22 protein-coding genes are annotated in these 25,831 nt (G+C 50.9%); 19 read left to right on the top strand and 3 right to left on the bottom strand.

The annotated features are described in order from the left end of the window. The first annotated feature begins 1 nt into the window (after position 1). The 8 genes from H8B09_RS16040 (at position 2) to H8B09_RS16005 (ending at position 10,433) form a co-directional block, all read left to right on the top strand. On the top strand, positions 2–883 hold the full coding sequence (locus tag H8B09_RS16040) for a helix-turn-helix transcriptional regulator (RefSeq protein WP_191204497.1): 882 nt from the start codon (positions 2–4) through the stop codon (positions 881–883). Positions 884–996: 113 nt separating this feature from the next. Further along, positions 997–2,787: a sensor histidine kinase gene (locus H8B09_RS16035; protein ID WP_191204496.1), complete on the top strand. Its 1,791-nt coding sequence runs from the start codon at positions 997–999 to the stop codon at positions 2,785–2,787. Between the two features lie 2 nt (positions 2,788–2,789). Further along, complete coding sequence (locus H8B09_RS16030; protein ID WP_191204495.1) at positions 2,790–4,325, top strand: response regulator transcription factor; 1,536 nt, start codon at positions 2,790–2,792, stop codon at positions 4,323–4,325. Between the two features lie 315 nt (positions 4,326–4,640). Continuing rightward, entirely contained in the window at positions 4,641–5,612 is a 972-nt protein-coding gene (locus H8B09_RS16025) for an ABC transporter permease (protein ID WP_191204494.1), read from the top strand. Between the two features lie 18 nt (positions 5,613–5,630). Further along, entirely contained in the window at positions 5,631–6,536 is a 906-nt protein-coding gene (locus tag H8B09_RS16020; protein ID WP_191204493.1) for a carbohydrate ABC transporter permease, read from the top strand. A 99-nt stretch (positions 6,537–6,635) separates the two neighbouring features. Then, positions 6,636–8,348, top strand: coding sequence for an ABC transporter substrate-binding protein (locus H8B09_RS16015; RefSeq protein WP_191204492.1), 1,713 nt, complete (start codon positions 6,636–6,638; stop codon positions 8,346–8,348). Between the two features lie 182 nt (positions 8,349–8,530). Further along, on the top strand, positions 8,531–10,039 hold the full coding sequence (locus H8B09_RS16010; RefSeq protein WP_191204491.1) for a copper amine oxidase N-terminal domain-containing protein: 1,509 nt from the start codon (positions 8,531–8,533) through the stop codon (positions 10,037–10,039). 220 nt (positions 10,040–10,259) lie between these two features. Next, entirely contained in the window at positions 10,260–10,433 is a 174-nt protein-coding gene (locus H8B09_RS16005; protein ID WP_191204490.1) for a hypothetical protein, read from the top strand. 78 nt (positions 10,434–10,511) lie between these two features. On the opposite strand, the gene H8B09_RS16000 is transcribed toward H8B09_RS16005, so the two are convergent. Next, complete coding sequence (locus H8B09_RS16000) at positions 10,512–10,943, bottom strand: DUF4362 domain-containing protein (protein WP_191204489.1); 432 nt, start codon at positions 10,941–10,943, stop codon at positions 10,512–10,514. A gap of 61 nt (positions 10,944–11,004) precedes the next feature. Here H8B09_RS16000 and H8B09_RS15995 point away from each other — a divergent pair, with 61 nt between their 5' ends. From H8B09_RS15995 to H8B09_RS15980, 4 genes are all read left to right on the top strand, one after another. After that, entirely contained in the window at positions 11,005–11,394 is a 390-nt protein-coding gene (locus tag H8B09_RS15995; RefSeq protein WP_191204488.1) for a hypothetical protein, read from the top strand. Between the two features lie 107 nt (positions 11,395–11,501). Further along, positions 11,502–12,068, top strand: coding sequence for a DUF4362 domain-containing protein (locus H8B09_RS15990; RefSeq protein WP_191204487.1), 567 nt, complete (start codon positions 11,502–11,504; stop codon positions 12,066–12,068). 183 nt (positions 12,069–12,251) lie between these two features. Next, positions 12,252–14,096: a UbiD family decarboxylase gene (locus H8B09_RS15985; protein ID WP_191204586.1), complete on the top strand. Its 1,845-nt coding sequence runs from the start codon at positions 12,252–12,254 to the stop codon at positions 14,094–14,096. 110 nt (positions 14,097–14,206) lie between these two features. After that, positions 14,207–15,112, top strand: a complete 906-nt coding sequence (locus H8B09_RS15980) for a M15 family metallopeptidase (protein ID WP_191204486.1) — start codon at positions 14,207–14,209, stop codon at positions 15,110–15,112. Positions 15,113–15,466: 354 nt separating this feature from the next. On the opposite strand, the gene H8B09_RS15975 is transcribed toward H8B09_RS15980, so the two are convergent. Continuing rightward, positions 15,467–16,693 (bottom strand): glycoside hydrolase family 27 protein, encoded by a 1,227-nt coding sequence (locus tag H8B09_RS15975; RefSeq protein ID WP_191204585.1) that lies wholly within the window; start codon positions 16,691–16,693, stop codon positions 15,467–15,469. Positions 16,694–17,110: 417 nt separating this feature from the next. On the opposite strand from H8B09_RS15975, the gene H8B09_RS31290 reads away from it, so the two are divergent. Continuing rightward, entirely contained in the window at positions 17,111–17,350 is a 240-nt protein-coding gene (locus H8B09_RS31290; protein WP_191204584.1) for a MerR family transcriptional regulator, read from the top strand. Between the two features lie 122 nt (positions 17,351–17,472). Beyond that, positions 17,473–17,607: a hypothetical protein gene (locus H8B09_RS30875; RefSeq protein WP_263576136.1), complete on the top strand. Its 135-nt coding sequence runs from the start codon at positions 17,473–17,475 to the stop codon at positions 17,605–17,607. Between the two features lie 64 nt (positions 17,608–17,671). Here H8B09_RS30875 and H8B09_RS15965 read toward each other — a convergent pair whose 3' ends face one another. Then, the gene (locus H8B09_RS15965) at positions 17,672–18,562 is read right to left on the bottom strand and encodes a helix-turn-helix transcriptional regulator (protein ID WP_191204485.1); all 891 of its coding nucleotides are present in this window, start codon (positions 18,560–18,562) and stop codon (positions 17,672–17,674) included. A gap of 285 nt (positions 18,563–18,847) precedes the next feature. Between H8B09_RS15965 and H8B09_RS15960 the strand changes: the two genes are divergently transcribed. The 5 genes from H8B09_RS15960 to H8B09_RS15940 all read left to right on the top strand — a co-directional run bounded on the left by H8B09_RS15960 (position 18,848) and on the right by H8B09_RS15940 (position 25,757). Next, positions 18,848–20,161 (top strand): homocysteine synthase, encoded by a 1,314-nt coding sequence (locus H8B09_RS15960; RefSeq protein WP_191204484.1) that lies wholly within the window; start codon positions 18,848–18,850, stop codon positions 20,159–20,161. Positions 20,162–20,920: 759 nt separating this feature from the next. After that, positions 20,921–21,682, top strand: a complete 762-nt coding sequence (locus H8B09_RS15955) for a YveK family protein (protein ID WP_191204483.1) — start codon at positions 20,921–20,923, stop codon at positions 21,680–21,682. Next, positions 21,672–22,355 carry a CpsD/CapB family tyrosine-protein kinase gene (locus tag H8B09_RS15950; RefSeq protein WP_318152634.1) on the top strand — a complete coding sequence of 228 codons (684 nt, stop codon included), beginning with the start codon at positions 21,672–21,674 and terminating at the stop codon, positions 22,353–22,355. The genes H8B09_RS15955 and H8B09_RS15950 overlap by 11 nt, the downstream gene beginning before the upstream one ends. Before the next feature lie 220 nt (positions 22,356–22,575). Then, on the top strand, positions 22,576–24,405 hold the full coding sequence (locus H8B09_RS15945) for a polysaccharide biosynthesis protein (protein WP_191204482.1): 1,830 nt from the start codon (positions 22,576–22,578) through the stop codon (positions 24,403–24,405). Further along, positions 24,402–25,757: a flippase gene (locus H8B09_RS15940; RefSeq protein ID WP_191204481.1), complete on the top strand. Its 1,356-nt coding sequence runs from the start codon at positions 24,402–24,404 to the stop codon at positions 25,755–25,757. The genes H8B09_RS15945 and H8B09_RS15940 overlap by 4 nt, the downstream gene beginning before the upstream one ends. Positions 25,758–25,831 lie beyond the last annotated feature (74 nt).

The following is a 25,831-nucleotide window of genomic DNA, read 5'->3' as shown; positions in this document are numbered from 1 at the left end:
TATGAGAATCAATCCATCAAAACAGGACCAGCGAGGAAGACCAGTCCGTCTGTCGGATAGCCGTCAGCGCCATTTCCTCTTCACTGGTGCACAGCCCGCATTGCCGATTTATGTTGAGAGCATTGGTTATAATCCAGAACAGGAGTCCATCGACCGGGAAGAAGGTTATCCTTGCTTTCACTGGCTGGAGACGGTTAGCGGCGAAGGAACAATCGAGGTAGCTGGACAGCGCTTGACGCTCCCGCCGCATACGGGCATTTTGTTATATCCGCATATTAAGCATTCTTACCGCAAGGCCGGAGACGAATGGTCAACGAGCTATATCACCTTCGATGGATCGCAGGCTGCGCCGATGGTAACCTCGCTTGGTTTCAGACATTCGGAATGGTTTAAGTGGGAGCAGGAAGCGTCGGAGCTCAGCGGACATTTGACTCGGATGCTTATTGCGATTGAGACGGCTGACGACCGATCGGGTCTTGACGCTTCAAGCGGATTGTATCGGTTTCTTCTTCTATTGAAAAAATATGGTCAAGTCAGCTCGGGTTCATCGCTTTTTCAGCATATGGAAAGACTTAACCCGCTGCTTGCCTGGTTGGACAGCAACTACAGCGATCCTGCCGTTGGCCTGCCCGAAATGGCAGAGCAGCTGAATGTGTCGGCCCGTTATTTGAATATGCTGTTCCGTAAAGCGTTTGGCATGACTGCATATACGTATCTGATTCAACTGAGATTGTCGAAAGCGAAGGAGCTCATTAGCGGTCTGGAGCGAAAGCCGATCATGCAGATTGCGCAAGAGGTCGGCTATAGGGATGCGAGCCATTTTATATCGGTATTCCGCAAGGCGGAAGGCATGACACCGGAGCAGTTCCGCAAGCTTCATTAGAAAGCTTCATGAAATTGACGAAACTAGAACTTCATAGTTATCGTATAATAGATGACAATTATCGACACGTTTCGATATGACGGTGCGAGATAAGAAGGTGTGACGAAGAGCAGATGCATTGGATTTCCAATCGGTTTAATAATATGAAAATACGATCCAAGCTGTTTCTGTCGCTTGTGCTCGTCGTTATCGTTCCCCTGCTTATTGTGGGCCTAATACTCACCTCTCAATTTCGGGAGAAGGTGCTCGATGATGCAGTTGCGCAATCGCTGAACAATGTGGAACGGATTAAACAGCGGATGAGCCAGTTGCTAGCTGGGCCAATCGATGTAGCGAGCTCCCTGATGTATGATAAGAAGTTGTATAATATCGCGAACACTTCGTTCTCTAGTTCGGCGGATGTATTCCTCGCTTACAATGAATATCCGATATTCCAAAGAATTAAAGAAATCCATAAAGAAATTCGGAGTATTCGACTGTATGTCGACAATCCGACCATGCTGAACAACTGGGAATATATGAAGGCGGATACGGCAACACAGTCGGCCTACTGGTATAAGGAAGCACAGGATAGTCAGATGGCGATGTGGTATTACTTCGACGAAGAGACGAATCCGGGGACTAAATACTTGAACCTTGTGCGGCGTATCGACTTCTTGGGATATAGAACGAGCGGCATACTGGTTATCTCGCTCCATCGAAGCGAATTGACGAACATTCTGATGAATGAGCCGTTCGATACGATGATTATTGATGCGAACAATCGTATTGTAGCGTCCACACGCACTTCGGATGAAGGGCTTGCACTCAGCGATGTGAACGTCGGGATGTCGCTCGATGGCTTAAAGGACGGAACTTTGAATACGCTGGTCGATGGCAAGAGGTCCAAGGTAGTCGTAGAATCAATAACGCCGACTGCAAGCCGCAACGGACTTCGCATCGTATCGGTCATCGGGATTGAGGGCATTGTGAAGGATGCGAATCGCATCGGGATGCTTGGCTTGACGATTATGCTGTTTAGCTTAATCGTAGCGATTATATTGATTTCGTTCGTATCCAAGCTGCTGGCCAACCGGATGCTTCGGCTTAGCCGAGAGATGAATAAAGTAGCCAGCGGTAATTTGAATGTAACGCTGCAGATAGACGGCAATGATGAGGTTGGTCAATTAGCCCGTCAGTTTAACGGGATGATGCATAGCATTCGTGATCTAATGGAAGAAGTGCGGGAGTCCAATGAGCAGCAGAATTTGCTCAAGATCAAGCAGAAGGAAATTAAGCTTCGTATGATGGCGAGCCAGATTAATCCGCACTTCCTGTTCAATGCGTTGGAGTCCATTCGAATGAAGGCGCACATGAATAAGCAGACTGAGATTGCGCAGACGGTCAAACTGCTCGGCACGCTGATGCGCAAAAATCTTGAAATCGGCGGTTCCAGCATTAAGCTGGACGATGAGATTGAGATTGTCCGCTGCTATTTGGAAATTCAGCGATTCCGCTTCGGCGATCGACTTGGCTTCGAATTGGACATTGATCCACGTTCGCTGCAAGTCCGCGTGCCGCCGCTCATTATACAGCCGCTTGTTGAGAACTCGGTCGTGCATGGGCTGGAGAGCAAAGAAGAGGGCGGAAGCGTCGTTATTCGTACTACGATGTCCGACGACTTCAAGAAACTGGTGATCGAAATCTCGGACAATGGACAAGGCATGAGAGAGGAGCGGCTGGAGGAGCTGATGCAGTCGCTGGACGATATGGAAGATCGGGAAGGTTACCGGATCGGCATGCGAAATGTACATCAGCGACTCAAGCTAACCTACGGCGATGAATATGCCCTAACGCTTGAGAGCACACCGGATGAAGGAACGTTCATCCGAATGACGCTGCCGGCGGGAAGGGAGGATTGGTAAGCATGTATAAAGTGCTGATCGTAGACGACGAGCCATCAATCCGCGAAGGAATGACGACGCTGATCGAGTGGGAAGATTACGGCTTCGAGGTATGCGGGACAGCCGCCAACGGGAGAGAAGCGCTCGCGAAAGCCGATGAGCTGGAGCCAGATCTGATGCTTGTCGACATCAGAATGCCAGGTATAAACGGACTGGAGCTGATCGAGCGGATTCGTGAGAAAGGCGGCGACTGTCATTTTCTAATTCTGAGCGGCTATTCGGACTTCGACTATGCAAAGAAAGCGATTGGCTTCCGTGTCGATGGATATCTGCTGAAGCCAGTAGACGAGAAAGAATTGTGCGAGAGTCTGGCGCGCATACGGGACCGTCTTATTGAGGAGAAAGAGCACAAGCGTCAGCAAGAGTCGGAGGTAGCCTGGCGGGGGGAGCAGCTCATTGCTTCGGTCGTAACGGGAACCGCTGGCGATTCGCTTAGCGAAGAGCTGTGGGGTCCGATCTCGCAGCGGCTAGAATTGGACTGGACGAGCTTTCGTGTAGCACTTATAGAGGCTGACCTGTCAGAAGACGAGGAGTCGGCAGGCGTTGGCTTGCTTAAGAGCAAGTGGAGCCGTGAGCTTGACAGGGAGCAGAGCTTTGTTTTTGCGACGGAGCCATATGTCGGCATTCTGTTGAGGGCGGATGAGCAGGGTGAGGCACAGTGGCACCAGGAGCTTGCGAAGCTGCTGAAGGATGAGAAAGTGCCCTTATTCATCTCTGTCGGAGGTAAGGTCAACTCCTTCTTAGATGTCCGTCTATCGTATGAGCAAGCGATGGAGGGAATGCGCCAGCGGTTTGTGCTTGGCATGGGGGTTATTGTACAGACGGATGAAGCGGGAGAGAATAAACAGGCCATCGAACCTGGCGAACTGGACAGCTATGCCGATCAGCTATTCCTGGCGATGGATATCGGCAATAAAGATAGCGCGTTTCGGACGGTAGAAGCGATTGCGGAGCGAATGGCTGAGGCGAGGCTGGACGAGGAGACAGTCAAGTCTTCTATGGCCCAGATGGCTTCGGTGGCGTTCAATAAGCTGGCTGCCGCGAATCCGAAGACGTTCACATCGGCGCATTCGTTCGCACCTATTATCTCGGATATGATCCGTCAGAGAAGTCTGCAGTCGCTGATCACCCACTTGAATCAAGCCATTGAAGGGACGGTCCGCTATTCGGCAGAACATAGTCCGGAGACGATTATTAAGCAGGTCGAAGATTTCATTCGACGGCATTCCAGCGAGAACCTGAAGCTGGAGACGATCGCGGATCTGTTCAACTACAACAGCAGCTATCTTGGCAAGCTGTTCAAGACGCATACGGGCGAGTATTTCAACACGTATCTGGATAAGGTTCGGATTGAGAAAGCGAAAGAGCTGCTCGCGCAAGGACTGAAGGTTCATCAGGCAGCAGAGCGCGTCGGTTACGCGAGCGTTGACTATTTTCATACGAAATTCAAGAAATATGAAGGGGTTTCGCCATCTGCATTCAAGGGGCGTCCCTCCTAAAATACCGATAAAATCCGTGAAACCGTTCCAACGATTGCGTTGGACGGTTTTTTGTCTGTTTAAGAGATTTCATGTCTAATTTATCATGTATTTCAGTGCATATTTATCGGGTAGGATTCAGTGCTTGCCGAGGGGTATGATTAGGAAGCAAACGAGATGGAATCGCTTACAGAATATTGCGAAACCAAAGGTTACATATTAAACCAGACCGTCTCTCGATAGTGAAATTGTATATGATTTTTGTTCGAATATATCGGGTGCAAAGCTTGTGCTCGAATCCAGTATGATGTTGTTTATGAAAGAAGGAGGGCTAGCATGGAGGCAACAATTCGGGACGATAAAAAGTCCGGCGGAACGAAAAACAAAGGCTTTTGGTACAAGGCGCTGCAGCAGAAGTACTTGTACTTCATGACCATTCCGTTCGTTATTTGGGTATTCATATTCAGCTATGTGCCGATTTATGGGTGGATCATGGCATTCCAGAAGTACAGACCGGGTCCAGGGCGGACCATCTGGAAGTTCTGGAAACAAGATTTTGTCGGCTTTAAGCATTTCATTGACTTATTCTCAGACGACCGCTTCTTCCTCGTCATTCGCAATACATTGGCGATGAGCAGCATGAGCTTGGTTGCAGGCTTCACTGTACCGATTCTATTCGCAGTATTGCTCAATGAGCTTCGCGGTCAGTTCTTCAAACGGTTCGTTCAGACGGTTTCTTATCTTCCTCACTTCGTTTCGTGGGTAGTTGTTGCGGGTATCGTAACGAAGATGCTCTCGATCGACGGTGGCGTTATCAATGACATGCTTGTAGGGCTTCATATCGTTGATAAACCGATCCTGTTCATGGGTGAAGGCAAATACTTCTGGTCGATTGTAACCGCTTCTGATGTGTGGAAAGAGATGGGCTGGAACACGATCATTTACTTGGCTGCAATTACGGGCATTGACCCTGAACAATATGAAGCGGCACGCGTCGACGGTGCCGGCCGCTGGCGGACAATCTGGCATATTACACTGCCTGGTATCCGAACAACGATCTCAATCCTGCTTATCATGTCGATTGGTCACTTGATTCAGATCGGCTTCGAGAAGCAATTCTTGCTTGGCAACCCACGGGTTATCGACTACTCGGAAGTACTTGACTTGTACGCCTTGAATAACGGTATCACGCAGAACCGATATTCATTCGGTACTGCGATCAGTATGTTCAACTCGGTTGTCAGCATCATTCTGCTCTTCGTTGCCAACGGTGTGTTCAAGCGTGTAACGAAAGAAAGCATCATGTAGAAAGGGGATGTATCTACTATGTCTAAAACTAGAAGTACGGCTTTCAATGCAACTTTGAGCGATAAAATGTTTGACTGGGCGAACGTCCTCGTCATGTGCTTAGTTCTTGTTATCACGCTGTATCCGTTCTTGAACGTGCTTGCGATCTCGTTCAACGATTCGAATGATACGGTTCGGGGAGGTCTCACGATCTTCCCGCGTGAATTCACGCTGAAGAACTATGAAACCATTTTCGCTTACTCCGGCCTGATCACAGGCTTCAAAATATCGGTTCTTCGTACGATTGTCGGCACGCTGCTCGGCCTGCTTAGCGGCTCCATGATCGCTTACTGCTTGGCGCGTCCTGACTTCCAAAGCCGTAAGTTCGTCTCTACTTTCCTGGCGATGACGATGTATATATCCGGCGGTCTGATTCCGACGTACATGCTGTTCCGCGACCTGCACATGATGAACACGTTCGGCGTGTACGTCCTGCCAGGCATCGTAAGTGCATTCAACGTGTTCGTCATCCGCTCGTTCATCGACGGCTTGCCGTACGCGCTGCAAGAATCTGCGAAGATTGACGGCGCGAATGACTTCACCATTTACTGGCGCGTCATTCTGCCGCTCTGTAAGCCGGTACTTGCAACGATCGCTTTGTTCCTGGCGGTCGGTCAATGGAACTCTTGGTTCGATACGTACCTGTACAATAACAGTACGCCGAGCCTGACGACGCTCCAATACGAGCTGACGAAGGTCTTGCAATCGACGACGAACTCGTCGGACGTACGCGGCAAGAACATTACCGACATCGTGACGAGCGTATCGCCGGAATCGATCAAGATGGCCATCACAATCGTTGTATCGCTGCCGATTCTCGTTATTTATCCGTTCCTGCAGCGCTACTTCGTTAGCGGTATGACGCTCGGCGCAGTTAAATCTTAAGCCGAATCGTCGTCTTGCATTCAGCATCTCTGACCTACGGTATGAACAGGTTGTCCTGTTATACAATATATGATTTGTTATCTTAGGGAGGGTATCGGTATGAAAGGTAAGGTCTTGAAACAATCTGGCCTGCTGCTCGCGAGTGCAATGCTCGTTGGTTCTCTTGCAGCATGCGGCTCTTCGGACAAAGAGAAAGAGCCGGAAGGCACGACGGGCACGGGTACAACGACGGAAACTCCAGCAGTAGATACAACGCCAATCACGTATACGATGTTGGCAGCAGATCCAAGTCCGGACTGGAACCAAATGCAAGACGAGATCGGCAAAAAGATTACGGAAAAAACGGGCATCACGCTCAAGATGGACTTCGCTACGGATGCTAATAAAGTATCGCTCGTTGCAGCAAGCGGCGACTATCCGGACATCATCTCCGCTAAAGGCAGCTCGAACCTGTTCGTAGACGCAGGCGCAGTGCTTGACCTCACGGATCTGATCGATAAATACGGTCCTAACCTGAAGAAAGTATACGGTGACTATTGGAATCGTCTGAAATGGAGCAACGACGATCAAGCGATCTATGTTATTCCTACTTATGACGGCGTAAACCAAACGTATTTTGACGCAGGCGGCGCATTCAGCCTGCAGCATCAAGCGGTAGAAGAAGCCGGCTACCCGCAAATCAAAACGGTTAAAGACTACGAGAAAGTCATCGCTGATTATGTTGCGAAACACCCAACAACGGCGGACGGCAAGAAAACGATCGGTCTGTCGCTGCTCGCGGACGACTGGCGCATCATGATCTCCGTTACGAACCCTGCGTTCCAAGCAACGGGCGCATCCGACGACGGCGAAGTATACATCGATCCTAAGACATACAAAGCGACGTTCCACTATCGTCGTCCGGAAGAGAAAGAATACTTCCGCTGGCTGAACCACATGAACGATATCGGTCTCCTTGATCCAGAATCGTTCGTACAGAAGGAAGACCAATACAAATCGAAAATCGCGCAAGGCCGCGTCGTTGGCGTAATCGACCAGAAGTGGGGCTTCCAATCCGCAATCGATACGCTGAAGAAAGACGGCAAGGGCAATGAGGCGTACGGCTTCTACTCCGTACAGATGGACGACTCGACGGTTGACCACTCGTTCGAACCAACGGGCTTCATGGGCGGTTGGGGTCTCATGATCTCGAAAGACACGAAGAACCCAGAGCGCATTATCCAAATGCTTGATTACCTGGCTTCCGAAGAAGGTCAAATCATGCTCAACTGGGGCTTCGAAGGCGAGCAGTACAAGGTCGAGAACGGTAAACGCGTAATTCCGCAAGACGTTCAAGACAAGAAGACAAACGACGCTTCCAACTTCCATAAGACGACGGGTATCGGTCTGTGGACGAACTACGCTCCGCACTACGGCGACGGCGTAAAAGACTCGACGGGCAACTACTTCACGACGAACTTCCCAGAGCAAATCGTGGCATCGTACACGGCTGAAGACAAGAAAGTTCTCGAGAAATACGGCAAAACGACGTGGAAAGACTTCTATCCATCGGAAACGGAATTCTCGCCTAAGCCTTGGGGCGCTGCATGGAACCTTCCAGTTCCAAGCGACTCCGACGCGAACATCATCTACAACAAGCTGACGCCAATCGTTCGTAAGAGCATTCCGGAAATCATCCTGTCCAAGCCATCGGAATTCGATGCGAAGTGGGATGCGTTCATGAAAGATCTCGATAAGAACGGCGTTACGAAATACGAAGACGAGTACACGAAATACATTCAAGAGCGTGTAGATCTGTGGAGCGGCAAATAATTGACGCAAAGCGGTTGACGTAATCGAAGAGAACCCTGAGAGCTGTAGAGCTCTCGGGGTTCTTTTTTTGTTTTTTACTAAAAACTTTAGTTGTTCTACCATAATTTCCAAACTAAAATATGATAGGTAATTTCATATTTATAAATTGATGTATGACAATAATCTAGACAAGGACTGATAATATGAAGCGATCGTTTATTGGTACGGTAATATTACTGTTAGCTTTACTGTTAGGGTTCGAAGGAAGTACGCAGGCAGCAGTTAAAAGTAGTAACGGCAACAATGCAACAACTGCATTAAAGCTAGTCATCGATGATCGAATTTCGTCGGAAACGGCATATGTAATGAACGGAACATCCTATGTGCCTGTAGCTCCGATTGCGGCAGCAATTGGCGGCAAAGTGGTGAATGCGAATGGAAAGACGAATGTACAATGGGGTGGGACGATCGTTACGCTGACGAGTGGTTCTAAGAAGGCGACGATCAACGGAGAGCCAGTTCCCCTTCCTCAGGTAGCTGCAACGATTAAAGGTAGGCTCTACATACCATTAAAAGCAGTCAGCGGCATGTTCGGAATCAATGCGGTGTACCACGCAGCAGATAAGAGAATGATCCTTACGACCTCGCATAATGAAGCTATCATCTATGGATACTCAGTAGATAAGAATGGGCGACCTGTGCAGCAAGGATTTATTACATTCAGGAGCCTTGGGGCGTCGCCTATTAGTTATACAGCCAGCGTTACGAATGGTTATTATCGTGTCGACGTACCAGAAGGCACCTATTCAGCCACAGTATTGCACAAGAACAATGTTCCCGCTCGGACGACCGATCTTTCGGGCTATACGGTTACTGTCAAGAATAAGGATCGCGTATTTCTAGGGGTATCTCAACCTCAGCCGGATTTGACGATAAACGTACACTATGAGGACGGTAAGCCCGTAGAATCGGGTACTCTCGTTATGATGACAAGCGGTGGAGAAGAAAGAGCCACAATTGATAAGGGGCAAGCGGACTTTTCTGTAGAGGAGAAGGGGCAGATATTCTTCAATCGGATCGAGATCGATCATGCGAATAACGAGCAATGGGATGTATATGCTTTCTATGATGCAGATCCGGAACGATTAAACGCTGTAGTGGACGTTATTGTGCATCGAGCGAATGTACGGCTGCAGGTAAATCAGAATGGGGTTCTAAAGAATGTCGATGGCTCTATCATGATAGGCGATTCACAGCTGATGGGGAGGTTTTACGACTATAAGCTGGTGAATGGAGAAGCTGCCGTTTATTTGCCGCAGGGGTCGTACCAATGGACCGAATATTGGACCGGTAATGATTCGTTTCTGTATGTTAATCCTCGCAAGCAGTTTGAAGTGACGGACGACAAGGTGCCTATGACGGTTGTCACCGACATTATCGGCAGCAAGGTGCAAGGCGTGCTTCAGTCCAGCGAAGGGTCGCCTATGAAAGGCGGAACTTTATATTTCTCCTTAAGCAGCGATCCAAGTCAGGGTACAGTAGGGCTTGCTATGGTTGACTTTAGTAATGGTAAATATGCAGTTATTCTTCCTGATGGGACGTATTCAGTGGCTTACGCTGGGGGAAGTTCGAGCGACAAGTATATAGTCACAGATTCCTTTGTTGTGACGAATGGGAAGGCTGTTATTTCTAATCTTGTTGTACCCTCATAAGCGATCTGTAAGTAACGAAGAAGCTGGTCTTGTCGTATCCCCGTCAAGCAGATGGTTAAAGAGAAGTGACTTGCGGCGATTGCTTCCCTGTATTCAGCAGGAGGGCGTTGACCTGAACTTCTCTATATTCGTTCCCGAGGCTGGAGAATAGTTTTTCGGTACTTATCTTAGCAAGGACAAGCAGTGACATTACTATTTAAACCGATAGGAGGAAACACAGATGAGCAATTTGTGCACAAAGTGCGGGGGAGCAGCTTTCGCGGAAGGCGTGCTCGGTAGTGGGCATGCCAATGTGAAGGATGTCGATAAAAATTTGAGCATCGGCAAACAAGTGTATGTGACATATTGCAATAGTTGCGGGGAAGTCGCATCCATGCGTGTTGAACTAAAGTAAGAGAATAATGAAGCACACTATAAGCGTAATCCCCATAGCGATGCATGCGAGTGAGCATTCGTCTGCTATGGGGATATTTTAGTTGCGGAAGTAGGCGGGGAGAGGGAGGACATCATCAATCGTGAATCGGAACGTTTGCCTGATCCTATCATCCTTACAATCGTCCAGCTCGTAGGACACTCCGCTTCTCACATTCGGGTCGCTAACAATGGAACGGCAGGCGGTACTGATTCGCTCGCGTAATCCGGATATATCCATTGTGTCATCAAATGTATAGGTAATCGTATGATCACCGTCATAGGCTAATTCAAAGTAGATAGGAGCACCTTCGAGTGAATACATAGTAATGCGAACCCGATCAGGCGTGCCGAGCTTGTAGTTCGTATAGAACCGCTCCCAATGTTCAAGCCCCATTAATTGATCAACCGTCAGCACGACATCACCATTAGCCAGCGCTTTCTCATGCGTGTAGGAAATAGCCTCATCAGCAGTAGGCAAGGGGCCTAACATATGAGATGGTGCTCCGTCACATCTTACTAATGTGAATAGGATCGATAAGGATAAGAACCATTTGATCATTCGCGATCACCTCGATAAGACAAACGTATCACAACTGGAAGTAATTGAAAACATTGGCTTAGAAGGAGTAGATACAGATCCTCCAGGTATGGAAGACCCCATATATTTTGCGTTTGATTTATATGCCGAGAACATGTTAGGTAAAACATCGTCTATGAATGTTGAACTATCAGAGTCATCATTGGGGAGAATTGGTCGTCCAATTGATAACTTGGAAAGCTCTGATGCGTATGTTGATTCTATTCTGAAGCAATTCGATAGAGGTGCTCCATCTAATTTGATCGAAATGGAAAGTTGGAATCTGTTTCTATTTGATATGATTTCAATAAAACCAAAGTTTTCAATTAAAGTGAACGATGAAACAATTGATTTGGAGAATTAATATTGTGAGCATCAATTCTCCATAAAAGAGGTTCTGTTGCCATAGCATACCGCTCTCCACTGGAACATTCAGACTCTCTATCACGTTCATATACGTGAGGTGATCAAATGGTAAACAAATGGATGCTAACAATAACGGCTGTAATGCTGCTGCTGTCGGGCTGCGGGGAGAAGACTGACAACCAGACTGGCAATACGAGCAATCCTTCTACTGCACCTGCGTCGGGAGAGACGGTTTCGCCGTCAGCGAAACCGGAGCCATTCCCAGCTGTGTCCGACCCTTATGATCGTGAGAAAGCAATTGCGAATGGTGACGTCGTCAATGTCCATGGCAAAATGTACAATCTAGACAAGTGGAAGCTGTTCCTCGCTAATCTCGACGTTGGCGTACCCGATCAGGTGCGCATCACGCAGTATACGATTGAAGGAGATCCGATCTTTTATGAGCTTGTTTACGATGGCGCGGAGGTCATCAAGTATACATATGACAACTCGCAAGACGCCTACGGCAGCGATCAAGGGCGTCCAAGTACAAGCTGCCGAGACGTTGAGCTTGCGGAAGATAAGGATCACGGAGGCTCTTACTATAAGCTGACCGGTTGCGATAATGAAACGGGCGATACGTTCTGGTTCCAGAATGAGCAGTTAGAGGAAGCAGAACAAAGCGCTCAATAAGTTATCTGTTTGAAGGACATAAGGACTCTCCCGATCAAGGTCGAAGCGTTAGCCGGCAGGAGAGTCCTTTTTGTTAGGGAGCAAGCGGAATTGGCACAGCTTCGTCGTTTGACACAGCTCGTCATTTGGTTTTAACTTGATTTATATAGGCAGCACAAGGACGATAGAATGGAGCCAACGACTATGTACCGCAGTTTGGAAGCATGTGTAAACGATCTAGAGAAGCACGGCCATCTGGTGCGCATCCGTGAGGAAGTGGACCCTTACTTAGAGATGGCGGCGATACACTTGAAGGTATATGAGGCAGGGGGACCTGCATTATTGTTCGAAAATGTGAAAGGCTCGCGCTTCCGCGCCGTATCCAACCTATTCGGGACGATCGAGCGGAGCAAGTTCATTTTCCGCTCGACGTGGGAAGCAGCCGAACGCGTCATTGCGCTTCGCAACGATCCGATGTCGGCGCTGAAGAACCCTTTCAAGCACGTCAGCACCGGACTTGCTGCCTTCAATGCGCTGCCGTCGAAGACGGGCGGTACGCCGCCAGTAGCGGTACAGGAGATCAACATCTCCGACCTGCCGCTCATCCAGCACTGGCCGATGGACGGCGGTGCCTTCATTACGCTGCCGCAGGTGTATTCCGAAGACCCAGCGAAGCCGGGTATCATGAATTCGAACCTTGGCATGTACCGCGTACAGCTTAGCGGCAATGAATACGAGATGAACCGCGAGATCGGTCTGCACTATCAGATCCACCGCGGTATCGGCATTCACCAAGAGAAGGCGGCACGGAAGGGCGAGCCGCTGAAGGTTAGTATTTTCGTCGGGGGACCGCCGGCGCATACGTTGTCTGCTGTCATGCCGCTGCCAGAAGGGCTGAGCGAGATGACGTTCGCAGGCATGCTGGCAGGACGTCGATTCCGATACAGCTATATCGATGGTTATTGCATTAGCCACGATGCGGACTTCGTAATTACGGGCGAGATTCATCCAGGCGAGACGAAGCCCGAAGGTCCGTTCGGCGATCACCTTGGTTATTATAGCCTGACGCATGAGTTTCCACTTATGAAGATTCATAAGGTGTACGCGCGTAAGGATGCGATCTGGCCTTTCACCGTTGTAGGTCGTCCGCCGCAGGAGGACACTTCGTTCGGCGCACTCATCCACGAGCTGACTGGCGATGCGATCAAAGGCGAGATTCCAGGGGTGAAGGAAGTTCATGCCGTCGATGCGGCGGGCGTTCACCCGCTCTTGTTCGCGATCGGCAGCGAGCGCTACACGCCATACCAGCCGGTGAAGCAGCCAGCTGAGCTTCTGACGATTGCCAATCGGATTCTGGGGACTGGCCAGCTGAGCCTTGCGAAGTACTTGTTTATTACAGCAGAGGACAATCGGCCGCTCGATACGCACGATGAGGTTGATTTTCTGACATATATATTAGAAAGAATCGATCTGCGGAGGGACATTCATTTTCAGACGAACACGACGATCGATACGCTCGACTACTCAGGTACGGGGCTTAATACGGGCAGTAAAGTCGTATTCGCAGCTTATGGCGACCAGAAGCGGGAGCTGTGCCGTCAGGTGCCGGAAATCATGAAGAGCATTCGCGGTTATGAGAATGTGCAGCTTATTATGCCTGGCGTCGTTGCGATCCAGTCGTCGGCGTTCACGAGCTATGCGGCTGCAGCGGAAGAGATGAAGCAGTTCAGCGAGGCGCTCGTTGCAGCTAGTGTAGGTGCGGATGCTCTCGCATCGGTTCCGATGATCATTCTGTGCGATGATAGTACGTTCGTCAGCAAGACGATCAATAATTTCTTGTGGGCAACGTTCACGCGCAGTAATCCTTCGCATGATATCTATGGCGTGAATGCAGGGTACGAGTTCAAGCATTGGGGCTGCGATAATGTCATCATCGATGCGCGGGTGAAGCCGCATCAGGCGCCGCCGCTCATCCCGGATCCAGAGGTTGAGAAACGAGTTGAACGTTTGTTCCAACGCGGTGCCGTGTTAGGCGATTGGAGCAAGTGATTAGCAAATAGAGGAAGCGGGAGAAGGCTGCTGAAAGCACATCCTGTATAACGAGTGAGGGCATAATTGTATCGTGCAACCACATCATGTTATACAGAGGAGATGGCTGGATGAAGACTCGGCAAGTAGTCGTTCTGGCGGTCGTTGTCATCATATGTATAGGTATTGCAGCAGGGTGCGGCAGCAAGACGAAGTCGTCACCGGAGCCGACACCAACACCAGCGCCGGTCCCAGCTCCCGGGCCAACGCCGAATGCAATACCGGCACCAAGTCCAACCATACCAACTACACCAACAATACCATCTAAACCATCACCAATAGCACCAAAAACACTAACAACACCATCACGTGTAACGGAACCAGGGAAGAAAGAGCAGGCTCGTGATATCCATCGGCTGTCGCAGCCCAATACGAAGCAGCCTTCTCCGTTCCCATCATCAATTGCGGTGATCGTGAACAAATTCATATATTTGCCAGCGAGTTATACCCCGAGTGATCTGGTATATCCGAATGTCCAGTTTCTGTCCAATGAGCAAACGGAGAAAAGAAAGATGCGCAAGGAAGCGGCGAAAGCGCTGGAGCGTTTGTTCGCTGGAGCGCGGAAGGATGGCATCCATCTAAGCGGCGTATCGGCTTATCGTTCATACAGTACGCAGCAGTGGCTGTTTCAGCATTATGTGAATCGGGACGGCTATGCTGCCGCGGTCAAATATAGCGCCATTCCTGGCACAAGCGAACATCAGACAGGACTCGCGATTGATGTAAGCGGAGAAGACGGCAAATGCGCGGCGTCCTCTTGTTTCGCTAATACGAAGGAAGCCAGATGGTTGAGCAAACACAGTGCGGAGTATGGGTTCATCGTGCGTTATCCGAAGGGTAAGGAGAAGATTACAGGCTATAAGTACGAGCCCTGGCATATCCGTTACATTGGTCCTGCTGCGATGGCGATAGAGATTCGGGACCGCGGCATTACGCTGGAGGAATTCCTTAACGTTGCTCCAGTGAATGCGAAGTGACATTCACCGACTATGGCGATAACGCGATGCGTGCAAGTTCCTTGGCGTCTTACGGTTGTCACAAAGCTTATTACGATATAATCGGCTTGTTATCGGACGTAACGGATGCCACGGTGGCTATTGGGGCAAAAACACTCCATACAACGTAAATCCCAGCCAATAAGTTCAAGTACAACCGTTACAGCTGGAATAGGTGCGTTTAAGATGGAATAAGCACTATGTCAACCGTTGCACATCACGACGTTACCCATTGTCACAACTAACAACACTCGCAACCAACCGGGTTAGACACAAAAGGCACCAGGCCATCGCGCTTTCAAGCGCAGGCCTGGTGCCTTCTTCATTTAACGGCGATTATGCTTTCACGTTCAGCAGAATCGAAGCGTGCGGCGCAAGCTCGAACGCGAGCTTGTCCAGCGTGCCGAGGTCTTGGCGCTCCCACAGGTCGCGGACCGAACCAGCGAATTCAGCCGATACCACTTGCTTCTCTTCGCCGACGTTGAACAACGCAACGTTGAGCGAGCCGTCAGCAGCGTCGGATGCCCACACGACGCGGCCGTCTTCGCGGCTGATAAGACGTGCGTTGGAGCCTTCGCGCAGAACGCGGATCACTTCCTCGTTCGTCAGCAGCGAGTTCGTCCAGTCGTCGTTGTCGCGCAGTTCGCCGCCGAACATAAGCGGGGAACGGAAGATCGACCAGAGCGACATCATCGTACGCTGCTCATCGCGCGTAAAGCGCGTCATGCGGTCAGCGCCGCCGCCGTCGATGGAGCGGATGCCGATATGGCCGAGCGGCAGCATATCGCAGTCCGGCCAGTGACCTGGACCAACATGCGGAGCCCAGCGCTCGCAACGGTCGAACATGTCGAGCAGCAGATGCCAGATGTCCCAGAAGTCATCGGTAATGCGCCACATGTTTGCGTTCTCGATCAGCTCTTCTGCGCGATCAACCGGTGCAGGACCTGGCGACAGGCTCAGAACCATTGGGCGGCCGCATTTGTCGATCGATTTGCGGATCATTTTAATTTCATCCATATGGATACCATACAGACGGGAGTCGGCGATATCGTCGACCTTGATGTAGTCAACGCCCCACTCTGCATACAACTGGAACAACGAATCGTAGTAAGCTTGAGCGCCTTCAACGTTCACATCAAGACCATACATATCCGTATTCCACGGACAGATCGAGTTCGGGTGCGCAATCTGGCGCGCCGTTGCCGTCGTTCCGAGCAGTGCCGTATCTGCGTGTGCAGCTTGACGCGGAATGCCGCGCATAATGTGAATACCGAATTTCAGGCCGAGTCCGTGTACATAGTCCGCCAGCGGCTTGAAGCCTTGGCCGTTCGCTGCGGATGGGAAACGGTTCACCGCCGGCATGAGTCGGGAATATTCGTCCATATCAAGCGGTACATATTTGCGATAGTGCGAAGAGTTGGCCCCTGGCTCCGACCATTGGATGTCGACTACGATCGTATCCCAGCCGTATTGCTTCAGGTTCGCTGCCATGTAGTCCGCATTGCCGCGTACATCGTCTTCGTTTACGGCTGCGCCGTAGCAATCCCAGCTGTTCCAGCCCATTGGAGGAAGTTCTGCAAAGTTATGATGGTTAGGTTTCGTCAATGTTGTGACCTCTCTTCTGTTAGATTCTTGCTTAATGTAGAGCAGCTGAAATCAACTGCATGTCATGCTATTAACCCTATCATATTGCAAAGAAACGGGATTGGCTATCCTAACATCTTGCGAGTGGGTTGTAAAATCTTGCGCGCATTCGACGAAGATAGACACGTATTGGTGATACGTCAGCAAGTTCAATTGTGACCCTAATAGGATGGTGCTGATGTCTTGCTAGAGTTCGTTTCTCATAGGGTGCTTGACTCTTCCGTGGCGGAAGACTTTATACTGCGAATAGATAAGAGATGGCGATAGATGGGAGGACAACGACGTAATGGACGGATTGATCAGTATAGGTCGATTGTCTGCTGACATGGGAAATCGATTCGAACGATTCGCTATTACGAAGAGCAAGGCATAATCAAGCCTGCCAGAACGACGGATGCGAACTATCGGTATTACGGGACGGCTGAGAGGGAGAAGCTCGGGATTATTATATTTCTAAGGAAGATTGGGTTCTCGCTTCAGCATATCAAGACCACGTTGGCCGTCTATCAAAGATCGACGATGCTGCAAATCATCGACGAGCTAAACAAGAAGATGGAGTTAGAGATGGACATATAGTTGAGAAACAAGTCATTCTTCAATCGCTTTCCGAAGGTATGCGAGAAAGATCATTTGCCAGTGAAGGTGGTTGGTGTTGGAAGAGGTAGTGCCTTGGCGTTGAGCGGGCTGGCAGAGAACGGATGAAGATGGACATTACCCATATTGAGCGAGAGGGCGGATTGGAATCGACCAACGCTTATGATCAGTTGATTTTGTCACAAGATAACAATAGTGAGCAGCAAGTTGTCCTGCACGTCTTCATCCACAACCGTTAGGCTGGGACAATGGACAGTCTAGAGCAATGAATGAATCGAAAGGCAGGACAACCTGAGACAATTGCTACGTATAAATATTCAACCGATCAATCGATGCAGTGGCGCGTCCTTCGCGGAATTCGCCTGGGGTGCAGCCGACCCATTGGTGGAACACTTTCGTAAAATAGCTGGCGCTTGAATAGCCGAGCTGCTGCGCGATTGTGGACGCGTGATAATTGGAGCTTCGCAGAAGTTCTGCTGCACGCTCTATGCGGAGCTTCGTTACATAGGTCATGGGCGGCATGCCGACATATCGGGTGAAAGCGCGAGACAGATGGAATTTGGACGCGCCTGCCGCTGCTGCAATATCATCGAGATTGCTGTAGGAGACGCAGTCATGCTCAATCAGCTCAGCGGCGCGGCGGACAACGTCCGGCCAATTGTCGCGCGCTTGATGATCGGCGCTGGCCGAGCGCAGCAGATCCATCAGCAATTGATAGATGGCTGTTGAAGCCTGATAAGCATCCTGCAGCCGATTGTGCTGGGCATCGGCGTACAAGCTGCGAAGGGTGCGCACAACAGGACTATCGGCTGGAAGGGACGGGACATTCCCGAGCTTCCTGACAATATCGTTCCAGAGACCTTCAGCATGCTGCTGGCGGAATAAGGCAAAATAAAACTCCCAATGCTCGCTGCCCTCAGGCAAGTAATAGCGGTGATCGCCAGGAATGTCGACGAGGAAGGCTTGTCCTGCCTCCAGCGTATGAATAGTGTCACCAATTCGGATTGCGCCGCGTCCGGAGACTGTATATTGAAGGAGATAGAGCGGGCCGTCGACACGCTTCATGCCGTCCCAGTCGTAGTTGATATCCTTCACGCGATCGAAGCCGATGGCGAACGGACGGAATAAAGGGCCGATCTGCTGCTCTGCAAAGCGATAGCCATAGGTACCGTAACGGGTTGTTGAAGCTGACAAAGTCGTAACCTCCTATCGGAATTGAAGGGTAGTCGCATGTTTAGATAGGACTAAGAATAGAATAGCTTGAGAAATCGATAAGAACAATCGGTATTCGGCTTGACAGCAGAATGGTTGTACATGACAATGAGATTAGGCCTAATCGCCAAATATTTGGAATGCGAAGTACCCGTTGACCGGACACACTGGAGACGAGATCGAAGTACGCCCAAGGAGGCACTCCGATTTCGTTTTTTTGTATCTAGTCAGCTAGCTGTAAACTACAATTAGGAGGGTTTCATAACCATGTCCAATGAACAGAAACAGTGGCGTCCCGAGACACAAGCGGTGCACGCCGGCCAAGAGATCGATCCGACGACGCTGTCGCGGGCTGTTCCAATCTACCAGACTACGTCCTATGGCTTCCGTGATACGGAGCATGCAGCGAACCTGTTCGGTCTGAAGGAATTCGGCAACATCTATACGCGAATCATGAACCCAACGAGTGACGTATTCGAGAAAAGGATTGCAGCGCTCGAAGGCGGTGCAGCAGCACTGGCTGTTGCGTCCGGACAAGCGGCAATCAGCTACTCGATCTTCAATATTGCTGGAGCAGGAGACGAGATTGTCTCTTCTTCCACCCTGTACGGCGGAACTTATAATCTATTCGCTATCACACTGAAGAAGCTTGGCATCAACGTGAAGTTCGTTGATGCATCCAATCCGGAGAACTTCCGTGCAGCGATTACACCGAAGACGAAAGCGGTCTTCGCAGAGACGATCGGCAATCCGAAGGGCGACGTGCTCGATATCGAGGCAGTTGCTGCAATCGCCCATGAGAACGGCATTCCGCTCATCGTGGATAATACGTTCCCAAGCCCGTACCTGCTTCGTCCGATTGAATTCGGTGCGGATATCGTCGTTCACTCGGCGACGAAGTTCATCGGCGGCCACGGCACGTCGATTGGCGGCGTTATCGTCGACAGCGGCAAATTCGACTGGTCGGCGAACGACAAGTTCCCAGGCCTGACGGAACCAGATCCAAGCTACCATGGCGTCGTGTATACGGAAGCAGTCGGACCGATTGCCTTCATTATTAAAGCGCGCGTTCAGCTGCTCCGCGATCTCGGCGCGTCGCTGTCGCCGTTCAACTCGTTCCTGCTTCTGCAAGGTCTTGAGACGCTGCATCTTCGCATGGAGCGCCACAGCTCCAATGCGCTGGCTGTTGCGAAGTTCCTTGAGGCGAATGAGGCGGTCGAGTGGGTAAGCTATGCCGGTCTTGCAAGCCACCCGTCCCATGAGCTGGCTAAGAAGTATCTCCCGCGCGGTCAAGGCGCGATTCTGACGTTCGGCATCCGCGGCGGTCTCGAAGCGGGCCGTCAGTTGATTAACAGCGTGCAGCTGTTCTCGCATCTTGCGAACGTTGGCGACTCGAAGTCGCTTATCATCCACCCGGCGAGCACAACTCACCAGCAGTTGTCCGAGCAAGAGCAACTTGCAGCCGGAGTAACGCCAGGACTGATCCGTCTGTCGATCGGCACGGAAGCGATCGAGGATATTCTTGACGATCTCGGCCAAGCGATCAGCGCGGCTGTGTCGGCAGCAGGACAACCGAACTAATTGCTGCTTGATTGAACCTTATATGAAATGAAGATAAACAGCCCCTGCCTTGTGCAGGGGCTGTTTTTGCGTTCATTCCCACAACTAGAAGCAATGTGTAGAACATTTGGGGCAGGAGATTGATCATTATACCTGCTGCACCGTACAGATTGGAGCTCGTTGAGGAGCGAATAGGTCCTCTAAGGGGACGACATGGGACGAAATGTAGGACTGGGTGAGGAGTAAACCGGGTGCTTAAGGCATGTAGAGAAGTGCGTGTAGTCAGAGTGCTGCCTGTTCGATTAGGCATAAATGGATAGCAAGGTGGCATTTGACCTAGTGTGCAAGGAAACGTGCTTCGGAAGTCCCCACAGTGTTGGTGCAAACTTTGCGGTCACGCAATAGGGATTGCGTCGTTCCGTGGCAATCGAAGCGGGGGAAAAGCCCTTTTTGCTAGGGGGTTCCCGGTATTTATGGGGGTTTTGTAAAAAATGTTTCCATGGTCGGACAACGCAAACATAGTGGTGTTCACGCAAAAACGAATTATTTTTACAGATTATAACATTATTGATGGGCAGTAAGCTTGTTTTATTGTGCTTTTTCTAGAATCAGCCATGTCAACATTAGGAAATATAGCGCATAAGAGGATTGGATAAATTGATTGTACGTGCCTAATTGAAAACATTACCTTGTCCCCTCATTCGCTTGTTACAGATTGTGACATAATCGAGTCGAATCGAATGAAACGCCTTGAAGGAAAAGGATGGAGGTTAATGTCGATTGACCAAAGAACTAGATCTGAAATTAATCGTATCGCTCATTCGGAAGAAACTGTGGATCGTACTCGTCATCGGAGCGATCGGAATGGCTGCCGCAGGAGCTTACAGCACGTGGTTTACGAAGCCGGTCTATCAGGCGTATACGAAGCTAATCGTCAACTCGACGGTCGCTAAGGCCGGAGCGTTCCAGCTTGACCTGAACATGATCAATACGAATCTTAGTTTGATTAACACGTACAAAGAAATTATCAAGACACCGTCCATTATGAGTCTTGTGCTTGAGAAGCACCCTGAGATTAACGTAACCCCGGAGAGGCTGATGAAGGGAATTCGCTTCAGCTCGGTTAACGGCACGCAGGTTGTCACGCTCTATTATCAAGACACGGATTACAAGCGGGCGGCTGATATTGTCAACAGCGTATCCCAAGTGTTCCAATTGCAAATCCCGAAAATCATGAAGGTCGACAACGTGTATCTGCTCGATATGGCGGATCCGAACAAAATGCCTTTGCCGGTGAAACCGGATATTGCGCTCAATATGGCAATCGGGGCGGTCGTCTCCGTACTGGTCGGTATCGGATTGGTGCTGCTGCTCGATTACTTTGATGATTCCATTCGGACGGAAGACGATGTGCAGCATTATTTAGAGCTTCCAGCTTTAGTATCCGTGCCGTATATGAAGCAGGGCGATATGACGCCGAAACAGCGGAATCAGCCGCCGCAAGCAAGCGATGCAAAGGCAGGTGTAGCTCGTGTCTCCTGATCCAAAAGTAAGATCGATTATTGCCGAAGTGAATCCGATGTCGCCAATCTCGGAAGCGTACCGCAAGCTGCGGACGAATCTGAAATACTCGGAGTCCGAGAAAGCGCTGAAGGTGCTCATGGTTACCTCGGCTGGGGCGAAGGAAGGCAAATCGACGACGGCGGTCAATTTGGCTGCGGTTTATGCGCAAGCCGGTCAGCGTGTGCTGCTGCTTGATTGCGACATGCGCAAGCCGACCGTCCATCAGACGTTCGCGTTGTCGAACCGAAACGGTCTTTCCCAGGTACTATCCGGCCAAGCCGAGTGGGGGGATGCGGTCCAATCGACTCGTATCAAAAATGTGCATGCGCTAACCTCGGGTCCGGTGCCGCCGAATCCGTCCGAGCTGCTGGACGCCACGCGGATGGATCGGCTGCTGGAGCAGCTGCGCGAGCATTACGATATCGTACTAATCGATACGCCGCCAGTGCTTGCTGTCAGCGATGCACAGATCATGGCGACGCGTTGCGACGGCGTGCTTCTCGTTGTTAATGCCCGAGGGGCGAAACGGAGAGAAACGATTAAGGCGCGTGAAGCGCTGCTGCTTGTAAAAGCAAAAATCGTAGGCGTGGCGCTAAATGGAACTCCTCCTAGGGAAGGATATTCCTATTACGAATACAGCGAGCAAAAGTAAGCGAAAACTTTCGAAGCTGCTTTTGCTCTACGCAATACCTATGCGGAATGCGAATATCACAAAAGTTTAAGCGAAAACTTTCGAAGCTGCTTTTTATTCCATGCAATCTCAATGTGGATTGCAAATATCACAAAAGTTTGAGCGAATGCTTTCGATTCAACTTTTGCCCCATGCAATCCTAATATGAATTGCAAATATCGCAAAAGTTTGGAGGGATATCATGTTCGGGACACTACGGATGAAATTGTTCGTGGCCTGGGATTTGGCAGCTGTGCTGCTCAGCTTGTATGGCGCTGAGATGCTGATGGAAAGCACCGGGATGACGGTGTGGAAGGCGGGTGATTGGCAGTGGCTCTTCTACGCGGCAGTCTCGGCGCTGATTGGCGGTTGGTGCATGGTGGGGCTGCGGCTGCATAGACGCATCTGGCAATATGCCGGAATCGAGGAAGCGGTGTCGCTGATCAAAGCGACAGCTGCTGCAGCGCTTGTACCTTATGTGTTCTTCTCGCTGGCTGAAGGACGGGTGCTTCCGGTGCTGCTGCTTACGCATCATGCGCTTGGCATGATTGCGTTGTCTGCAGGGCCGCGCCTTGCATGGCGGGCATTCTGTCACAAATTCGGCGCACGTAAGCCGCTTAACGGCCGAAGGACGCTCATTATCGGAGCCGGTAACTGCGGAACGCTTATCGCTCGCGATATGCAGCAGAATGACGGCATGCTTATGACGCCAGTCGGTTTTATCGACGACGACCCTTATAAACAGGGGATGCATGTGCTTGGCTTGCCTGTGTTCGGCGGTAGACGCGACATTCCGTGTGTATGCGATTCGCGTCATATCGACGACATCATTATCGCAATGCCTTCGGTTTCCAAGACGCAAATTTCGGAGATCGTCCATATATGCAAAAAGACGAAGGCGAAGCTGAAGATCGTGCCTGACTTGCAGGAGATGATCGATAACCGCAGCGGCGCCTTCCGGGTTCGCGACGTACAGGTCGAAGACTTGCTGGGACGTGATCCGATAAGGACCGACCTGGAGCATATTGCAGGCTACGTAAGCAACAAGGTCGTGCTTGTTACCGGGGCTGGCGGCTCTATCGGCTCTGAGCTGTGCCGACAAATCGCACCGTTCGCGCCGGATCGGCTGCTTCTTCTCGGCCATGGCGAGAACAGCATTTACTCCATCGAGATGGAGATGAGAGCGCTGTTCCCAACGCTGCCGATTGAGACTGTCATTGCGGATGTGCAGGACCGCGAACGGATCGAAGAAGTATTCCAAGCGTATCGGCCTGAAGTTGTTTTCCATGCGGCGGCTCATAAGCATGTACCGCTCATGGAACGTAATCCGGCAGAGGCGATCAAGAACAATGTATTGGGTACGAAGAACGTTTCGGAATGCGCGGACATCTATGGCGCCGAACGATTCGTACTGATTTCAACCGATAAGGCGGTCAACCCGACGAGCGTCATGGGGACGACCAAGCGGATCGCTGAGATGTTTATTCAAAGTCTGGACAAGCATAGCAAGACGAAGTTTGTTGCTGTTCGGTTCGGCAACGTGCTTGGCAGCCGAGGCAGCGTCATTCCTCGGTTCAAGGATCAAATCGCTAAAGGGGGACCCGTTACGGTGACGCACCCGGAGATGGTGCGATATTTTATGACCATTCCAGAGGCCGTACAACTCGTCATTCAAGCTGGCGCATTCGCGAAAGGCGGGGAAGTGTTCATTCTCGACATGGGCAAGCCGGTCAAAATCTACGATCTTGCCGTCGACTTGATCCGTCTATCGGGATATGAGCCGAATGTGGACATCGACATCCGTTTCTCTGGCATTCGCGAAGGCGAGAAGCTGTATGAAGAGCTGCTGACCAGCGAGGAAGGACTTACGTCTACGATGCATGACCGGATCTTCATCGGGAAGCCGGTTCAATTGAATCGAACGGAGCTTGAATTCGAGATTCGCAAGCTAGAACAGGTTATCGCCCATGAGCCTGAAGCGATCCGCTCCGTGTTGAAGCACCTCGTGCCGACGTACTCTAACGTTTCATGAGTGCAGAAGCGCAGCAAGCTCAAGCGGCGTCTTTGCATCGTGCCGATGGGCAGGCTTCGATGCGCAAGCGTCTAGCGCGCGGCGGCAGCATCAGCTTCCTGATCAATTCCGCGGGGATGGGGCTGTCCATGCTGATGCAGGTTGCGCTGGCTCGCATGCTGGGAGCGGCGGGTTACGGTTTGTTCGCTTTCGTTACGACCATTACGACATTCGTCGTCTTTCCCGCCAAGCTTGGCTTCGATACGACGATTGTGCGCATGGCGGCGGCCTATCGGGCGAAAGGCGAGTGGGAACTGCTTGCGGGGCTGCTGCGAAGAGGCAATCAATTCGGAATGGCATTGTCGTCCGCAGCGGCTGTTATTGGGATTACTGTCGTCCTTGTACAATCGGGAGGCGATATGTCCGAGCGCACGGTAACCTATGCGGCAGGCTTCGCGACAGTTCCGCTGCTGACGCTTGCGACACTGCGGCAGAGCGCCCTGCAGGCGCTTAAGGATGTGCTGTTTGCACAGATGCCGGAGAAGATCATCCGTCCCATTCTGACAATCGGCTTACTTGGCGCCGCTGCTTCGCTAGGATGGAAGGCTGATGCAGGAACCGCGATGCTTGCATTCGCTGTCTCCGTTATCCTCTCCTATGTGATCGGAGCGGTCGTGCTTCGCAAGCGGCTTCTGCCGCATACGTCCGGACTTGCGCCGCGTTATGACACGAAAGGCTGGCTGCGGATTTCGACGTCGCTCATGATCAATGCGGGCATGTATCTTGTGCTTGGACAGCTGAATGTACTTATGATGGGCGTTATGCTCGGCGAGACATCGACCGGTATTTTCTCCGCGGCTGTTCGTCTGGCCTCGCTTGTGTCATTCATGCTGACTGCCATTAACATGACGGCGTCGCCGCTCGTATCCGAGACGTATGCTCGCGGAGATATGAAGGGGCTTCAACGTGTATGCGAAACATCTGGACGCGCAGGATTCTTGTTCGCGGCTGCTGTATTCGCCGGCCTCGCGATTGGTGGGCGATGGCTGCTCGGCTTGTTCGGACCGGCATTTCATGATGCGTATGTGCCGCTGCTCATTCTAGCCGCAGGCCAGTTGTTCAGCTCCTTCTGCGGGCAGAACGGTACAGTGGCGACGATGACAGGACGTACATCCTCGCTGACTAAGGTGCTGATCGCCGCAGCTATCGTCAATGCGCTGCTTAACGCAGCGCTTATTCCAACAATGGGCATGGTGGGTGGAGCGATCGCAGCTTCGTTGTCTGTAGCCATGTGGAACACGGCGATGGTCGTTATCGTCAAGCGTCAATTGGGGATCCAGACGATGGCTTGGCCGATGCGAAGCGGGAAGTAACAGTAAGGTAAGGCGGTATTGTGCGGAAACAATGCACCGCAAGTTATAGATACAGACATAAGGAGAGGAGCGAC

It is taken from the genome of Paenibacillus terricola, assembly GCF_014779765.1.
GTDB lineage: Bacteria > Bacillota > Bacilli > Paenibacillales > Paenibacillaceae > Paenibacillus_T > Paenibacillus_T terricola.
Note: the sequence above shows the minus strand (reverse complement) of the source record. Positions and strands in the feature narration are given on the sequence as shown.

Bases quoted from the DNA above. Each gene is read 5' to 3' on its own strand.
- H8B09_RS16015 (WP_191204492.1), top strand. From the start codon at position 6,636: ATGAAAGGTAAGGTCTTGAAACAATCTGGCCTGCTGCTCGCGAGTGCA.
- H8B09_RS16030 (WP_191204495.1), top strand. From the start codon at position 2,790: ATGTATAAAGTGCTGATCGTAGACGACGAGCCATCAATCCGCGAAGGA.
- H8B09_RS15980 (WP_191204486.1), top strand. From the start codon at position 14,207: ATGAAGACTCGGCAAGTAGTCGTTCTGGCGGTCGTTGTCATCATATGT.
- H8B09_RS16005 (WP_191204490.1), top strand. From the start codon at position 10,260: ATGAGCAATTTGTGCACAAAGTGCGGGGGAGCAGCTTTCGCGGAAGGC.
- H8B09_RS16020 (WP_191204493.1), top strand. From the start codon at position 5,631: ATGTCTAAAACTAGAAGTACGGCTTTCAATGCAACTTTGAGCGATAAA.
- H8B09_RS15985 (WP_191204586.1), top strand. From the start codon at position 12,252: ATGTACCGCAGTTTGGAAGCATGTGTAAACGATCTAGAGAAGCACGGC.
- H8B09_RS15940 (WP_191204481.1), top strand. From the start codon at position 24,402: ATGAGTGCAGAAGCGCAGCAAGCTCAAGCGGCGTCTTTGCATCGTGCC.
- H8B09_RS15960 (WP_191204484.1), top strand. From the start codon at position 18,848: ATGTCCAATGAACAGAAACAGTGGCGTCCCGAGACACAAGCGGTGCAC.
- H8B09_RS15975 (WP_191204585.1), bottom strand. From the start codon at position 16,693: ATGGGCTGGAACAGCTGGGATTGCTACGGCGCAGCCGTAAACGAAGAC.
- H8B09_RS16035 (WP_191204496.1), top strand. From the start codon at position 997: ATGCATTGGATTTCCAATCGGTTTAATAATATGAAAATACGATCCAAG.
- H8B09_RS16000 (WP_191204489.1), bottom strand. From the start codon at position 10,943: ATGTTAGGCCCCTTGCCTACTGCTGATGAGGCTATTTCCTACACGCAT.
- H8B09_RS16010 (WP_191204491.1), top strand. From the start codon at position 8,531: ATGAAGCGATCGTTTATTGGTACGGTAATATTACTGTTAGCTTTACTG.
- H8B09_RS16025 (WP_191204494.1), top strand. From the start codon at position 4,641: ATGGAGGCAACAATTCGGGACGATAAAAAGTCCGGCGGAACGAAAAAC.
- H8B09_RS15945 (WP_191204482.1), top strand. From the start codon at position 22,576: ATGTTCGGGACACTACGGATGAAATTGTTCGTGGCCTGGGATTTGGCA.
- H8B09_RS16040 (WP_191204497.1), top strand. From the start codon at position 2: ATGAGAATCAATCCATCAAAACAGGACCAGCGAGGAAGACCAGTCCGT.
- H8B09_RS15990 (WP_191204487.1), top strand. From the start codon at position 11,502: ATGGTAAACAAATGGATGCTAACAATAACGGCTGTAATGCTGCTGCTG.
- H8B09_RS30875 (WP_263576136.1), top strand. From the start codon at position 17,473: ATGAAGATGGACATTACCCATATTGAGCGAGAGGGCGGATTGGAATCG.